General features: G+C 45.6%; 11 protein-coding genes. 6 read left to right on the top strand and 5 right to left on the bottom strand.

The features are described 5' to 3' along the window. Positions 1 to 22: 22 nt before the first annotated feature. From ACO0K2_RS16070 to ACO0K2_RS16055, 4 genes are all read right to left on the bottom strand, one after another. Positions 23 to 1813: an acyl-CoA dehydrogenase gene (locus ACO0K2_RS16070; RefSeq protein WP_423020651.1), complete on the bottom strand. Its 1791-nt coding sequence runs from the start codon at positions 1811 to 1813 to the stop codon at positions 23 to 25. A gap of 287 nt (positions 1814 to 2100) precedes the next feature. Further along, positions 2101 to 3030, bottom strand: a complete 930-nt coding sequence (locus ACO0K2_RS16065) for an electron transfer flavoprotein subunit alpha/FixB family protein (protein WP_423020649.1) — start codon at positions 3028 to 3030, stop codon at positions 2101 to 2103. Positions 3031 to 3134: 104 nt separating this feature from the next. Further along, a complete protein-coding gene (locus ACO0K2_RS16060; RefSeq protein WP_423020647.1) occupies positions 3135 to 3887 on the bottom strand; it encodes an electron transfer flavoprotein subunit beta/FixA family protein in 753 nt (250 codons plus the stop codon). Positions 3888 to 4379: 492 nt separating this feature from the next. Continuing rightward, complete coding sequence (locus ACO0K2_RS16055) at positions 4380 to 5225, bottom strand: DMT family transporter (protein WP_423020645.1); 846 nt, start codon at positions 5223 to 5225, stop codon at positions 4380 to 4382. A gap of 392 nt (positions 5226 to 5617) precedes the next feature. Here ACO0K2_RS16055 and ACO0K2_RS16050 point away from each other — a divergent pair, with 392 nt between their 5' ends. The 6 genes from ACO0K2_RS16050 (at position 5618) to ACO0K2_RS16025 (ending at position 15198) form a co-directional block, all read left to right on the top strand. Next, positions 5618 to 8866, top strand: coding sequence for a type VI secretion system Vgr family protein (locus tag ACO0K2_RS16050; RefSeq protein WP_423020643.1), 3249 nt, complete (start codon positions 5618 to 5620; stop codon positions 8864 to 8866). Positions 8867 to 8934: 68 nt separating this feature from the next. Next, on the top strand, positions 8935 to 11031 hold the full coding sequence (locus tag ACO0K2_RS16045) for a glycoside hydrolase family protein (RefSeq protein ID WP_423020641.1): 2097 nt from the start codon (positions 8935 to 8937) through the stop codon (positions 11029 to 11031). 13 nt (positions 11032 to 11044) lie between these two features. Further along, a complete protein-coding gene (locus tag ACO0K2_RS16040) occupies positions 11045 to 12103 on the top strand; it encodes a hypothetical protein (RefSeq protein WP_423020640.1) in 1059 nt (352 codons plus the stop codon). A 147-nt stretch (positions 12104 to 12250) separates the two neighbouring features. Continuing rightward, positions 12251 to 13309 (top strand): hypothetical protein, encoded by a 1059-nt coding sequence (locus ACO0K2_RS16035; RefSeq protein ID WP_423020638.1) that lies wholly within the window; start codon positions 12251 to 12253, stop codon positions 13307 to 13309. A gap of 147 nt (positions 13310 to 13456) precedes the next feature. Further along, entirely contained in the window at positions 13457 to 14515 is a 1059-nt protein-coding gene (locus ACO0K2_RS16030; protein WP_423020636.1) for a hypothetical protein, read from the top strand. Between the two features lie 452 nt (positions 14516 to 14967). Next, on the top strand, positions 14968 to 15198 hold the full coding sequence (locus tag ACO0K2_RS16025) for a hypothetical protein (protein ID WP_423020634.1): 231 nt from the start codon (positions 14968 to 14970) through the stop codon (positions 15196 to 15198). 250 nt (positions 15199 to 15448) lie between these two features. Here the strand turns inward: ACO0K2_RS16025 and ACO0K2_RS16020 are convergent, their stop codons facing one another. Then, entirely contained in the window at positions 15449 to 15676 is a 228-nt protein-coding gene (locus ACO0K2_RS16020; protein WP_423020632.1) for a sulfurtransferase TusA family protein, read from the bottom strand. Between the last annotated feature and the right edge of the window lie 65 nt (positions 15677 to 15741).

Here is a 15741-nt window from a genome sequence, read left to right as displayed (position 1 = left end):
GGCGGTTTTTCGGAAGTCCGTCTTAGAATTGGTCGACTGGGAGACCTAATACCCCTGCACTCCCCCCCACAATCGCCGATTTCAATCCTTGCGCTGCTGACAAGATGTGGTCTGCGAAGAAACGCGCTGTCACGATTTTTGCCTGATAGAACGCGGCATCACCTTCACCCGCCTGGAGCTTGTTGTGCGCGATCAATGCTGCGCGCGCCATTTGCCAGCCGCCGAGGACGATACCTGCGAGCTTGAGGTAGAGAACACTTCCTGCGAATACGGCTTTGATATCTTGTTTCACATTAGCAACGATGAAGTTGACGACTTCTTCGAGTGCTGCTGATCCGAGAGCGAGTTGTGCTTGGATTGCGAGTAAATCTGGCGTACCTACTGCGGCCAATTCTGCTTCGACGGCACGGACTTGTGCGATGAGGCCTTTGGCTGTTGCGCCGCCGTCACGAACAGTTTTACGACCGACCAGGTCGTTGGCCTGAATAGCGGTTGTACCTTCGTAAATCGTCAAAATTTTTGCGTCACGGTAATGTTGTGCAGCGCCTGTTTCTTCGATAAAGCCCATACCACCGTGCACTTGTACACCGGTGGATGTGACATCGAGGGACATTTCTGTGGACCAGCCTTTGACGATGGGCACGAGATACTCGTAGACTGCTTGGTTCGCTTTACGCGTGTCTGCATCGAGGTGATGATGTGCGACATCGCTCAAGGCTGCGGCAACGTAGGCGAGCGAACGTGCACCTTCTGTTTGTGCACGCATGGACATGAGCATGCGACGTACGTCTGGATGATGAATGATGGCGACAGGACCTGCGGAGCCTGCCAGATCACGCGACTGGACGCGATCACGTGCGTATTGAACGGCTTTTTGATAAGCACGTTCTGCGACGCCGATACCTTGCATGCCTACACCAAAACGTGCCGCATTCATCATGATGAACATGTATTCCAGACCGCGGTTTTCTTCACCAACCAATGTACCGATTGCGCCGCCGTTATCGCCGAATTGCAATACAGCGGTTGGGCTGGCTTTAATACCCAGTTTGTGTTCGATCGAAACGCAATGTGCATCGTTGCGCGCACCAAGTGAACCATCTGCATTTACCAAGAATTTTGGCACGATAAACAGAGAAATTCCTTTGACGCCTTCGGGTGCATCTGGCGTACGTGCCAGCACCAAATGGACGATATTTTCTGCCATATCGTGCTCACCGTAGGTGATGTAAATTTTTGTACCAAAAATTTTGTAAGTTCCATCCCCTTGAGGAACAGCGCGAGTACGCACCATCGCGAGATCAGAACCTGCTTGTGGCTCTGTGAGGTTCATGGTACCAGTCCATTTACCGGAAATTAAATTTTCGAGATAAATGGCTTTTTGTTCGTCACTACCGGCTGTCAACAGGGCTTCAATCGCACCGTCTGTCAACAATGGGCAGAGCGCGAAGGAAATACTGGCTGAGTTAAGCATTTCGATGCAAGGGGTCGCTACGAGTTTTGGCAGACCTTGACCACCAAACTCTTGTGGATGCTGCACGCCTTGCCAACCGGCTTCACCGAACAATTTGAATGCTTCTTTAAAACCTTTTGTCGTAAATACCTGACCGTCTTTCCAGTAGCTTGGCGCTTTATCACCTTCCCAGTTCAATGGAGCTACCACTTCGCCGGCAAATTTTGCATTTTCTTCGAGCACTGCTTCAACGGTTTCTGCGGTTGCATCTTCACAGCCTGGCAACGCATTGACGTCAGACAAGCCTGCGAGTTCATTAATCGCGAATAACATGTCTTTTACTGGTGCAACATAACTCATAGCATTTCCCCAAAAGTAGATATGACAGAAACAAAATTGCTCTGCGATGCTCTGGCACTGTCTGACCTCTACCGACCCTGTCAGCACCAGAATAAAATTAAAACGATTTTGTGTCGGCCATGATGGCATCACACACATACAACAAGCTTACGTGCGTAAAAAAAGACAGAATCAGCCATGTGTCACTACTACAACGCATTGCTGCTTATGAAGCGACAAACCACCGATTCTGTCTCATTCAACCTAGGCGGCTCGTAACGAACCACCGGCTGATCATGCGCAAACTATCAGCCCAACTCTGTAACAAGTTGTGGAACGATTTCAAACAGATCGCCAACAATGCCGTAATCAGCAACGGAGAAGATCGGTGCTTCTGGATCTTTGTTGATCGCGACGATTGTTTTGGAATCTTTCATACCAGCCAAATGCTGAATCGCGCCGGAAATACCCACCGCAATGTACAGCTGTGGCGCAACGATCTTACCTGTCTGACCCACTTGCCAGTCATTTGGTACATAACCTGCATCAACTGCTGCACGGGATGCGCCCATTGCTGCACCGAGTTTGTCAGCCAATGGTTCCAAGACTTTAAATGCTTCTGCTGAACCCATACCACGACCGCCGGAAACGATGATTTTTGCCGCAGTCAATTCTGGACGATCAGATTTAGCGACTTCACGGGAAACAAAAGCGGATTTGCCAGAATCAGCAACCGCTGTGATTGTTTCAACAGCAGCAGAGCCACCTGTCGCAGCGGCATCAAAGCCCGTTGTACGTACAGTGATAACTTTGATGGCATCTGTGGATTGCACCGTAGCGATGGCATTACCAGCGTAGATTGGACGCTCAAATGTGTCTGGAGAATCGACTTTGGTGATTTCAGAAATTTGAGATACGTCGAGTTTTGCAGCGACGCGTGGCAGGATATTTTTGCCGTATGCGGTTGCTGGTGCCAGGATGTGTGTGTAGCCACTAGCGATAGCCAATGCTTGTTCCGCGACGTTTTCTGCCAGGCCATCAGCAAAATGAGCTGCGTCAGCGTGCAATACTTTGCTCACACCAGCAATTTGCGCAGCAGCTTGTGCCGCAGCACCTGCGTTAAAACCTGCAACCAAAACGTGAACGTCGCCGCCGCATTGTGCTGCTGCAGTGATCGTGTTTAATGTGCTGCCTTTAAGGCTAGCGTTGTCGTGTTCAGCGATGACGAGTGTAGTCATGATGTTTTCCACTTGGTAAATCACCAGCAAAAGTAGTCTGGTGAACAATGATTCGTAAAATAATTTCAGCTAATCTGAGAAATCACAAAAATGGCCGGCAACGATTAGCCAACAACTTTTGCTTCATTTTTCAGCTTAGAAACCAGGGTAGCAACGTCAGGAACGATCACGCCTGCGCTACGTTTCGCTGGTTCTGCAACCTTCAGTGTTTTAACGCGGGATGCTACGTCAACGCCCAAATCGGCTGGCTTCACGTTGTCCAATTGTTTTTTCTTGGCTTTCATGATGTTTGGCAAAGTCACATAGCGTGGCTCATTCAAACGCAAGTCTGTTGTAATGATCGCTGGCAATGTCAGGGACAATGTTTCCAAACCACCATCCACTTCGCGTGTTACTGTTGCTTTACCGTCTGCTACAGTGACCTTGGAAGCAAATGTTGCTTGTGGCCAACCCAACAGAGCAGCCAACATTTGGCCGGTTTGGTTGCAGTCGTCATCGATGGCTTGCTTACCGAGGATGATCAATTGTGGTTGCTCTTTGTCAGCCAGTGCTTTGAGCAACTTGGCAACGGCCAATGGTTGCAATTCTGCATCGCTTTCAACGAGGATACCGCGATCAGCACCAATGGCCATCGCTGTACGCAGTGTTTCCTGGCATTGCGCCACGCCGCAAGATACAGCGACGATTTCAGTAACTGCACCGGCTTCTTTCAAGCGCGTTGCTTCTTCGACGGCGATTTCATCAAAAGGATTCATGGACATTTTGACATTGGCGATATCCATGCCTGTGCCATCAGATTTGACGCGCACTTTGACGTTGTAATCGACTACTCGTTTGACTGGTACCAGGACTTTCATAGTTCTGCCTTTATGAGCTAATTTTCGGGATACTGAGGGTGTTGCTATTTGGGTGTAATGCTAAAAACGAAACCGGATGACGCTTGATTTGACCAACACGACATACTAATCCTTTCTACAGGACAGCGCGCACTGACATGCTAGCGCGAACATGCGATCAGTCAAATTGACGTATACGTAAATCATCTCGATTATAAATCGAAATGAAGAACATTTCGCATAATTTAGCACGATCGTTCCTTTTTTAATCTAAATCGTGCTAGAGCGAGTTGTCTAAACGCTCTTCAGGCGATGAAAAAGCGGATTTTTATTGAAAAAGAAAACGATCGAAGGTAAAAAATAATATCTTTATGCAAACAAATTGATAAAAATCAACAGCAACCACCGCTGAAACCGCGGGAATAACTATTCGTTGCGATGCGAACGAAGCTCAGACGAGCAAGCATCATTCAATCAAGAAACTGCGCTTTTAAAAATACTGAAGAACATTGCCTATCGCGTAGCACGGCGTCCCCATTCCGCCGCTGCAATAATCATCGCAGCGGAAACAATGATGTTGATTGAAAACGACTGCCCCGTAGAAATCACCACCACGATGGTGGATAACAAGGGCGTCAAAAAAGCAAACACGCCAATCCGCCTTGGATCGCCCTGTTTAATGGCGGCATCCCACAAAAAGAACGCACCGCCCAGTGGACCTAATCCCAGCACTGCAATACGCCAAAAATCTGACAACGTCACATCGACCGCCGGTTCAAATAAAAAATGACATCCCAGCGACAGCACACCAGACAACGCAGCAAAACTACCCACTGCAGCTGTGTCAAAGTGCGGTACCCGTCGAGATCCCAACGAGTATGTCGCCCAAATCAGCGCAGAACCAAAAGCAAACACATAGCCAGAATGAAATTCCGCGCTCAATCCGTCAGCATGATGCCGCCCAAGAATCGCCACTGCTGCGCCGGCAAAGCCCAACAAAGCCGCACCGAGATGGGAGCGAGTCAGCTTTGTCTCAGGAAGAAACAACGGCGCCAGCACGACCATCCCCAGCGGCCACAAATAATTAATCAGGTTGGCTTCCACTGCCGGCGCATTACGAAGGGCAACAAAAAATAATAAATGAAAACCAAACAAACCATACACGCCCAATAAAAGGGTCGGCAACGGCACTTTCCATGCCGCCATTCGAAAGCCCGATAATGGCACCGCAATCAAACTACCAATAAGGAGAGCACTTCCGGTGAGTAAAAATGGCGGCACGTGCGACAGCGTCACACCAAGTGCAGCAAGACTAGCCCAAAGAGCAATGGCGGAGAGAGCAAGGAGGTCAGATTTCATGGGGCTCTAGTGTACCCGAGACAAGAGAGATTGAGTACTTCACCAAGAAGGTGTTTCGCGCATTATTCGACAGATGGCATCAGACCATTCCCTATATCCTAGTACCATCAATTGGGCCAATGATCAGGCAACAATAGTAACAACTCTACGCGAATAAACTACCGCATGTAATAACTGCATCACAACGTAAAACTACTTCACCCCGCATTCCTCTCTGGCTACGATTCTCCCGCAATCGAACGCGCCTTTCATTGCCATTCAAAAATTAGCAATTTCTTATGCATTTCGATGATGCACACCATATCACCGAAAAGAGAGTCCATTCAGATTACGCAGGAAATAGCTGCGCCATCGCACAAGACATACATCAACTTCGCCATAGGAATAAATTCTTGAACGAACCATTCACCCACCCTCGCGCCTTAAGCATCAGCGGCCCAGCATTGGCTGATCTCCGTAAGCCGCTAACACCATTACGCTTAGTCGGAACCGATGGCATTAACCAGTTATTCGATTATCGTTTAACGCTCCAGACCTCGGATGATCTTGGCATTGGCGCTGCTATTGGGGCCAATCTCGACCTCGATAGTGTCATCGGCAAAGAGATCACCTGCATCATCGAACTTGAAGGCATGGGTGCATTTATCCCAGGTCTCCCCGGTGGCGGTAGCGCTCACATCGGTGCTGGACAGCGCGAAATCTCCGCCCTCATCACTGCGGCACGCTTTATCGGCGTCGATAGCCGTCATGCGCTCTATGAATTCACCTTGCGTCCTTGGTTGCATCTCGCGACCCTCACGACTGATTGCAAAGTCTTTCAGAATCAAACGCCTGTTGAAACGATTGTAGCAGTGCTGAATGACTATGCATTTGTCGTCGATAAGCGCCTGATCGATACCTATCCCGTACGAGATTATTGCGTTCAGTACAACGAATCTGATTTTGCATTTGTAACGCGTCTCATGCAAGAGTGGGGTATTAACTATCACTTTGAGCATAGTCACGGTGTTCATCGTCTGATTCTTTCTGATATCAATGGTGCGTTTCGCACCGCCAGTGAGGCCTACGCAACGATTCCGTATTACCCACTGGGTCATAAAATCGACCGCGAATATATTCATGCTTTTAGCCCAGAGAACAGCCTCACATCAGGCAGCGTCGCCAGCCGTGATTACGACTACACCCGATGCCGTTCCAGCCTCGATGCCAACGCCAGTGATCCCCGCAATACCGGACAAAACAAACAAGAACTCTATAGCTGGCATGATGCCCACAGTGGCAATCGGTATAGCCAACCGAATGCAGGGGCGAACCCACAGGCCAATAAAACCGATGAACAAGGCCGCTTCTTAACCCGACTGCGCATCGAAGAGCGACGCCAGCATGGGCAGCGTGCCAAGGCTAGCGCCTATCTCCGCGGCTTAGCGCCTGGCGTTTCCTTCACCCTGACGGACCATCCTCAAGGTATCGCCAACAGAGAATACGTCGTCATTCGTACGCATTTTTTAATCGAGAACGTCAGCGAAGACACCCAGCGTCATCCTTCTCAACAAATCGATCTCGCTGTACTGCCTAACCTCACGACGGCGCGGTCCGTCGGTCAACTTGAGCACGGCTTATGGCGTGTACAGACCGATTTCACCGTACAACCAAGTAACGCCGTGGTGCGCCCAGAACACACACAACAAAAGCCGCGTTGCTACGGCCCCGAAGTGGCCATCGTGACCGGCCCGCATGGCGATACCGCCGCCAGTAATATCTATACCGATCAATATGGCCGTATCAAAGTCCAGTTTCCATGGGATCGCTACGGGGAAGTCAATCAAAACAGCAGTTGCTGGGTTCGCGTCGTCTTGCCGTGGGCAGGCAATCAGCTAGGGCAACAAGCAATTCCCCGCATTGGACAAGAAGTCATCGTCGACTTCATTGGCGGCGACCCAGATAGACCGATCTGCAGCGGCAGCGTGCACAACCAATTCAATATGCCACCGTGGCAACTACCCAATCAGCAAGCCTTGATGGGGATTCGTAGTAGAGAACTGACCGACCAAGGCGGCGGCAACAGCGCCACTGGGCGTAGTAACCACCTTGTTCTTGACGATACCCATGACCAAATTCAGGCGCAACTCAAGAGCGATCATGATCACAGTCAACTGAGTCTAGGCTTCATCACACGGATTGAAAACAAGCAAGGCCGTCAAGAACCACGCGGTCAAGGGTTTGAGCTCAGAACGGATGGGCGTGGTGCGATTCGGACTAAAGAAGGATTGTTAGTATCCACGTATGGAAGACCAAGAGCGGCAAACCACCTAACGGACATGGGGGAAACCGTTGCGCGACTCATTCAAGGTCAAAGCTTACAAAATATTCTTGCTGCTTTAGCGATCAAAAGCAAAGCGAATGACAATGAATTGGATCAATCTGAGGTAGCACTTTCGTTACAACTCCAAAACGCGCAAATTGCGGGTTTCAAAAATACTGCCACCTTTGCCGCTGCCAGCATTGGCTTAAGCGATATTAGTAGCGAAGTGCAGAGTGAGATGAATTTGCTTTTGCGACAGGGGCTCGACGCATCCCAATCAGATAGTAAATCAAGTGAAAGAGGTAACACCATCGATGGTGCTATTAGCTCGGTAGCGAATCAGCTTCCCCCTAGCTCGCGGCAGATAGGTGGCGTTATTTATTCTCCCAGCGGGGCGGTACAGCATATCGTTGGTGCCGCCGCAACTGCCACCCAATTCGCGGATAGGTTATCTCACACAGTACCTAGATTCCAGGATTTAGCTGATGGAGTATCAAGTACTGCTAATGGTATTGCTCTCGCCATGGGTGCTAAAGGGCTGCAAGATATTCAAAGTAAAGTATTAATGGCGATGAGCGAAGTCCCGAGTAAAGCTGCTGCTGGGGATTTTCCGGAACTTGCTAACGCTGACATGGTGATGTCGACTCCAGAAAGTTACGCTGTTACTGCAGGTGGTAACGCACACATTAATAGCGGTCAACATATTGCTCTCACAAGCACTCAACATACATCCATTGCTACTGGCCGTCGCATGATCGTGAGCGCCATACAGGGAACTCGCATGTTCACCCAACTGGGTGGCATGAAATATATCGCAGCTGCCGGAAAAATAGATCTCCAAGCACAAAGCGATGCAATGACATTGCTAGCACTCAAAGAGATCCAAATTACTAGTGAAAATGGTGAGATTGTGATTCGCTCCAAAAAGCGTATCTGTATCGAAAGCGAACAAGACGTCGTCGTCAACGGCGCAACAAGCTTTACCCATTGGGATGCATCGGGAGTAACAACTGGCACTCGTGGCGCATGGACGACGTATGCAGCAACACACGATTTTACAACGCCAAATGATCGAATGATTGAGCCACTAGTTAAACCAGAGAAAAAGGACTTCAGTAATCGCATCGATGCACATTACGTGTTTCACCAACATGCCTTCAGCGACGTGGAATATCAGGCTACATATACCGACGGCACTTCATTAGCTGGGTCATTAGATATGCACGGGCGGACTCTACCTTTGTATTCCTCTCAGCAGCAAAAGATCGCAGTTCTGTTCGGAAACTCAACGGTTAGCGAGTGGGACGCTCTTTACCATTCCATGGATAGTGCTCGTTAGTGTCCGCAAAATGATGATACCAAGAATAATTTCCTTAATATAAAAATATGTCGTTGGAGAGCAAATACATGAATAAAGAAAATGATCAAAGTAAAGTACATATTATTTTATTGGATGCACTCAACGCTGGCATTTCTGGCCTAAAGGTTGCCGTCAAAATTGGCAATGAATTGATACATGAAGGCGTGACAGATGCTGACGGAAAAATTGGGCACGTTCATGCCAAACTAGGTGCCGATATCGGCATCTATGTGAAACGGTTTTTGAATGATGAGATGAAGCTTGTCAAGATCATCAAAGCCTTTTCTGAAGAGCAGATCGTTAAGCTATACAGCCCCAAAGTGAAGAGAGAAATACTTTTACAGAAAGATATAGGTACGCCTGGTAACTATCAGCGTAAAACTTATCAAGTAAAAGGAGGCAACACATTAGCATCCATCGCCAAAGAAAATAAAACCACTGTCGAGGCGCTGGTTCGCCTCAACAACATTAGAAATGAAAACTACATTGCTGCAGGACAGATTCTGAAGCTTCCTCTGCAAAATGAACGCACATCAGGACACAGTACTGATCACGCACCCGCACCTGTGTCGGTTGCGCCATCCAAAAAAGCTAGCCACGAACACGCTACGCCCGCTCAGAAGACATTTGGACATTCAGAAACAGATACTAATGTTGATGGATCTATATCGCCAAGTACCCCATCGGATACCGTCCCGGTACCGCTCATCATGAGCGATAAGAGAGGTAAAAATGGCACACCCAAATCGGAGTGGAGCGGACAGTGCGATGAAAGTCAGTGCATCAAATTAGGGGATAAAGGTCCATTGATTGAAGAGCTGAGCATTCGGCTGGCCGGGTTTGGTGGATCTAAACCTACAACCACCTTTACTAATGCATTGGAGCTGGCAGTCAAACAATTTCAGCGTGATTACATGGGTGTTGCCGAGACAGGAAAAGTTTGTGGAAGTGTTTTATTTGCATTAGATGAGTTCAAGGCAAAGTACCCTATCAACCTAGATAGCATGAAATGTCATTGCAAGGGCACGCATTGCGACGGCTTTGGTAATTCAAGCTTTGAAAAAGATAAGCAAGGTTGTGAGGTTAGTCCTGGGGAGCATCCTGGAATCCATCGTAGTGTGTATTGGATATTAAGAGCGATGCTCTTTTATTTGCACACCAAAGAAAAGGGCCTTGGCTATACGTTGAAATTCATATCGTCAGGATATCGATGTACATGGTGGAACAAGAACAACGCGAAATCCAAAACGACCAATCACATGGGGAGCGCATTAGATTTGCACTTCAATGATAAGAATGGAAACGAAGTGAGGGATGACGCAGGACTAAATAAAATTCGGAAACAAATCTTTATGAAATACATGGGTGCTCTTGAGCCTGGAACGAGAGATGGATCGGGTAAAAGGTTATATTTAGAGAGTACCTTTGAGGGTGCTAAATCATGGGTACATTTTGATATATGGGGATGGCAAAAGGAGCCGAATCATCGCTTTAGCGTAACGCGAGAAACAGCGGAAAACGGCAGCATACTTGAAATGGCGAGACGTGAAGGAAAAGGTGCTGCCGTGGTCTGTGGTGGGCGAATTCCTCCACCAATCGCTCCTACTATTCCTGCGATAAAAACAAACTCATCGATTACGACGAACGAGCGCAAAAATGTACACACAATGTCGTTGTCTGATAAGGGCATCCAATTCATTAAGAGCTGGGAAAAACTCAGGACGGAGCCCTACGAGGATAGTTCTGGCTACTGCACCATCGGCTGGGGACATCTAATTGACGGAAAAAATAGCTGTCGTGCTTTAGAAAAAAAAGGCTCTGATAACTACTATAAAGTGATCGCCAGTTATTCTGAAAAGTCGGCAGACGAGGATTTGAAAAATGACTTAATAGGTGTCATAGAAAAAGTTAAAAAATTAATTGCTGTTCCGTTATATCAACACGAATTTGATGCCTTAGTTTGCTTGGCATTTAATACAAATAAATTATATCCAGTCCAATTAGCAAAACTGAACTCGCGCGATTACCAAGGCTGTTGCAACGAATTTTCTGACATTACTAATGGTGGCCTGCCCGGACTAATCACGAGACGCAAACACGAAATGGAAATGTTTTTGCACAATAAATATATCTATACACATTAATGGAGAATGAATAATGAAACCACTATTGATATTGATTGCCTTCATTTTTAATGCAAATGTAGCGCATGCACAAAGCTTTACGAGTGCAGACCAGAGTCAAGATATTTCTGGTGACTGGGTATTTCAGAAAGTCGTTGATTATGATGATCCAAATATGAAGATTAATAACCTTCAAGAACCACGATTCGTCATAAGTGGCAATAAGATTATCGATAGTCATGGATGCCAAATGCCAATTCAAAAGGAAATCTATCCGCACTTTGATCCATTTCAATTAATGATGAAAGGGGACGCTACAAAGGAGAGTATCACTTCGTTTTTTGCGGAGAATTTCAATGAGAAAATGGATCTAAGAAAATCCCCATGGGGATATCGGGTAAATACAAATTTAAAGAATTCGTGTAACGAATTTTTGTCCGCAAGAATACTGGTTTTCCCAACACAGATCATCATTGATTATGGCGACGCCTTTTTTAGCTATAAAAAACCAGCAATGAATAATGCCGCCATCAATACCTATGGTCGAAAACTCACCCTATTACCGTTTGAGTTTAAAAAATATAATGATTGGTGCTTTGGCTCAAATAAGAGAAATCGTTATGGGGAGTATATACAAACGCCATCCAGTAACTGTACTGTGTTTTATCATCCATTTAACTTAGGAAAATCAGATACCGACCCATTAGGCTCTTTGCTTGGTTCCTATAACTACATTTTTAATCTCGGCATGGAATACGCCCATCCTCTAGACTATGACAACCCTGTAAAGCATGGCTTACATCCAATTGTGCTTTTTTTTACGCCGTTTAAAAATGTATTAGTTGCATTGATTCATGATAAGGAAATGCACAATGAACAGCACCGAGGAGCAAACTATAGAGAAGATCTCTTAACACCAACGTTCGTGACCATTTTAAATAACAAAGTCATCCAAACGTTGGCGGTGGATGACGAATTTTCTATCGATCAAAATCATCAAATTACCGTTATTGATAGTAGTTGGTTCAATGATCGTACGAAAGACAAAATTTACAAAATCCAAGAAAACGGCACAATCAAACGAGTTCAATAAAAGCTATTCATAGTACTCGATATTTTGGCGTGATGACCGGTTTCGTCGAAGGCGAATTAGTCATGAATATTCCCAACACACTCATGCGTGGCATTGCCTTGCAATAGAGGTCATGTCACGCCTTCTTTGGAATTTTAAAAGTAAATAATGAAACTACTATTGATATTGATTGCTTTGATTTTTAAGACAACTTTAGTGTTCGCGCAGAGCTTTACGAGTGCAGACCAGAGTCAAGATATTTCAGGTGACTGGGTATTTCAGAAAGTCGTTGATTATGATGATCCAAATATGAAGATTAATAACCTTCAAGAACCACGATTCGTCATAAGTGGCAATAAGATTATCGATAGTCATGGATGTCAAATGCCAATTCAAAAGGAAATTTATCCGCACTTTGATCCATTTCAATTAATGATGAAAGGAGACGCTACAAAGGAGAGTATCACTTCGTTTTTTGCGGAGAATTTCAATGAGAAAATGGATCTAAGAAAATCCCCATGGGGATATCGGGTAAATACAAATTTAAAGAATTCGTGTAACGAATTTTTGTCCGCAAGAATACTGGTTTTCCCAACACAGATCATCATTGATTATGGCGACGCCTTTTTTAGCTATAAAAAACCAGCAATGAACAATGCCGCCATCAATACCTATGGTCGAAAAATCACCCTATTACCGTTTGAGTTTAAAAAATATAATGATTGGTGCTTTGGCTCAAATAAGAGAAATCGTTATGGGGAGTATATACAAACGCCATCCAGTAACTGTACTGTGTTTTATCATCCATTTAACTTAGGAAAATCAGATACCGACCCATTAGGCTCTTTGCTTGGTTCCTATAACTACATTTTTAATCTCAGCATGGAATATCCCCATCCGCTAGACTACGATAACCCCGTAAAGCATGGATTACGTCCTGTCGTACTTTTTTTTACTCCGCTTAAAAATGTATTGATTGCATTGGTCGATGATAGAGAAGCGCACAATGAACAGCACCGGGGAGCAAACTATAGAGAAGATCTCTTAGCCCCAACGTTCGTAACCATTTTGAATAACAAAATCATCCAAACATTGGCGATGGATGGTCAATTTTCCATCGATCAAAATCATCAAATTACCGTTATTGATAGTGGCTGGTTCAATGATCGTACGAAAGACAAAATTTACAAAATCCAAGAAAATGGCACAATCAAACGGGTTCAATAAAAGCTATTCGTAGTACCCGATATTTTGGCGTGATGACCGGTTTCGTCGAAGGCGAATTAGTCATGAATATTCCCAACACACTCATGCGTGGCATTGCCTTGCAATAGAGGTCATGTCACGCCTTCTTTGGAATTTTAAAAGTAAATAATGAAACTACTATTGATATTGATTGCTTTGATTTTTAAGACAACTTTAGTGTTCGCGCAGAGCTTTACGAGTGCAGACCAGAGTCAAGATATTTCAGGTGACTGGGTATTTCAGAAAGTCGTTGATTATGACGAACCAAATATGAAAATCAATGAGGTTCAAGAACCACGATTTGTCATAAGTGGTAATAAGATCATCGATGGTCATGGATGCCAAATGCCAATTCAAAAAGAAATCTATCCAGCCTTTGATCCATTTCAGTTAATGATGAAAGGCGGAGCGACCGACGAGAATATCGCTGCATTTTTTGCGAAAAATTTCAATGAGAAAATGGATCTAAGAAAATTACCTTGGGGATATAGCGTCAGCATAAAATTTAAAAACCAATGTAACGAGTTTTTATCTTCTCCAATACTAGTTTTTCCAACACAAATCATCATTGATTATGGCAACGCCTTTTTTAGCTACAAAAAACCAGCAATGAACAATGCCGCCATCAATACCTATGGTCGAAAACTCACCCTATTACCGTTTGAGTTTAAAAAATATAATGATTGGTGCTTTGGCTCAAATAAGAGAAATCGTTATGGGGAGTATATACAAACGCCATCCAGTAACTGCACTGTGTTTTATCATCCATTTAACTTAGGAAAATCAGATACCGACCCATTAGGCTCATTGCTTGGTTCCTATAACTACATTTTCAATCTCGGCATGGAATACGCCCATCCTCTAGACTATGACAACCCTGTAAAGCATGGCTTACATCCAATTGTGCTTTTTTTTACGCCGTTTAAAAATGTATTAGTTGCATTGATTCATGATAAGGAAATGCACAATGAACAGCACCGGGGAGCAAACTATAGAGAAGATCTCTTAGCACCAACGTTCGTAACCATTTTGAATAACAAAATCATCCAAACGTTGGCGGTGAAGGGCCAATTTTCTATCGATCAAAATCATCAAATTACCGTTATTGATAGTAGTTGGTTCAATGATCGTACGAAAGACAAAATTTACAAAATCCAAGAAAACGGCACAATCAAACGGGATCAATAAAAGCTATTCATAGTACCCGATATTTTGGCGTGATGAAAAATGGAAAACCTAAGCGCATGATTTGGGAGCTGGATGCTCAATTAGGCACGGAGACCGCAAAGGCCTTTCGTCACGCCTATCTTCGTCTCTCTGCGTCTCTCTGCGTCTCTCTGCCAGCGATAAGTTCGGCATAGAACCTCGTTATCAAAACCCAACAACATGGAAACGCCATCATGAAGCCGGTTAAATCTATCAACCAACATCGCCGTGCGTAGCTCACCAGCGCAGCCATATCCGGCTTCGGATTGCCCCCTCCCCCCCGACCTCCGCCTCGAATTTTTTAACAGGATTATTTATGCCCCGTCATATCACGCCAGAAACTGCCTTCATGAATGGGATATCTCGTTTTGTAAATACAGCATTGATATTGATCCTCGTGCGAACTCCAGCCTCGAAACCCTTTGGGCAGACAAATGGAAGACAATGAATACTTCCCCGGCGACGAGGAAATGTCCACCGTCGAGGTCACCGTCGGTGATGGCCCTGACCAGATCACTGCCGCCTTGGTGAAGGGTAATCAACGCATTCCGCTTCCCGTAGGAAAAGTACAACGCTTTGCACTCCAACCAGGTGCCCACTGGAACGGACAACCTTCACCACAACCCGAGATCATCAAACTGTTTCAAACGGGCCCCATGGATTGATTGTGATCACTCGGTTGTAATGAATAGTTCCTGCGTTTTACAGCACGCCTCAGTGACTTTTTGCTCGTTTTCTCTGCCGCAAAATGCGACATAGACATGGAAGCGCCATCATGAACAACTTAAACGCCTCTTCGCAACGCTCCCCTTCGCCGTTGAGGCATAAAAAAACCCGCAAACACGTTTGCGGGTTTTCATCGTCCTATTAAATCAGAACACGTCTAGGCAATGCAAAACGAAAAGTGACGGCTGATTATTTTCGTTTTATATAATATTCAAATTCATTGGTGTTCTCTTGGTGCGCCAGCAGTTCGTTGCCGGTTTGTTTTGAGAACGCTTTGAAATCGCGGACTGAACCTGGGTCCGTCGCTAGCACATGCAGTACCTCACCGGTAATCATCTCTGCGAGTGCTTTTTTTGTTTTTAAAATGGGCAATGGGCAATTAAGTCCGCGTGCATCCAGTTCTTTATTGAATTGCATGATTTTTCCTGTAGCAGCAAATGAAATAAGTTCATTTGCAAAACATATGATGCACCAATTCTACC

This window comes from Undibacterium sp. MH2W (assembly GCF_049340215.1).
GTDB lineage: Bacteria > Pseudomonadota > Gammaproteobacteria > Burkholderiales > Burkholderiaceae_D > Undibacterium.
This window is presented reverse-complemented; position numbering and strand designations above follow the sequence as displayed.

Coding starts and splice junctions, on each gene's coding strand:
- ACO0K2_RS16070 (WP_423020651.1), bottom strand. CDS start 1,813: ATGAGTTATGTTGCACCAGTAAAAGACATGTTATTCGCGATTAATGAA.
- ACO0K2_RS16065 (WP_423020649.1), bottom strand. CDS start 3,030: ATGACTACACTCGTCATCGCTGAACACGACAACGCTAGCCTTAAAGGC.
- ACO0K2_RS16060 (WP_423020647.1), bottom strand. CDS start 3,887: ATGAAAGTCCTGGTACCAGTCAAACGAGTAGTCGATTACAACGTCAAA.
- ACO0K2_RS16055 (WP_423020645.1), bottom strand. CDS start 5,225: ATGAAATCTGACCTCCTTGCTCTCTCCGCCATTGCTCTTTGGGCTAGT.
- ACO0K2_RS16045 (WP_423020641.1), top strand. CDS start 8,935: ATGAATAAAGAAAATGATCAAAGTAAAGTACATATTATTTTATTGGAT.
- ACO0K2_RS16040 (WP_423020640.1), top strand. CDS start 11,045: ATGAAACCACTATTGATATTGATTGCCTTCATTTTTAATGCAAATGTA.
- ACO0K2_RS16035 (WP_423020638.1), top strand. CDS start 12,251: ATGAAACTACTATTGATATTGATTGCTTTGATTTTTAAGACAACTTTA.
- ACO0K2_RS16030 (WP_423020636.1), top strand. CDS start 13,457: ATGAAACTACTATTGATATTGATTGCTTTGATTTTTAAGACAACTTTA.
- ACO0K2_RS16025 (WP_423020634.1), top strand. CDS start 14,968: ATGGAAGACAATGAATACTTCCCCGGCGACGAGGAAATGTCCACCGTC.
- ACO0K2_RS16020 (WP_423020632.1), bottom strand. CDS start 15,676: ATGCAATTCAATAAAGAACTGGATGCACGCGGACTTAATTGCCCATTG.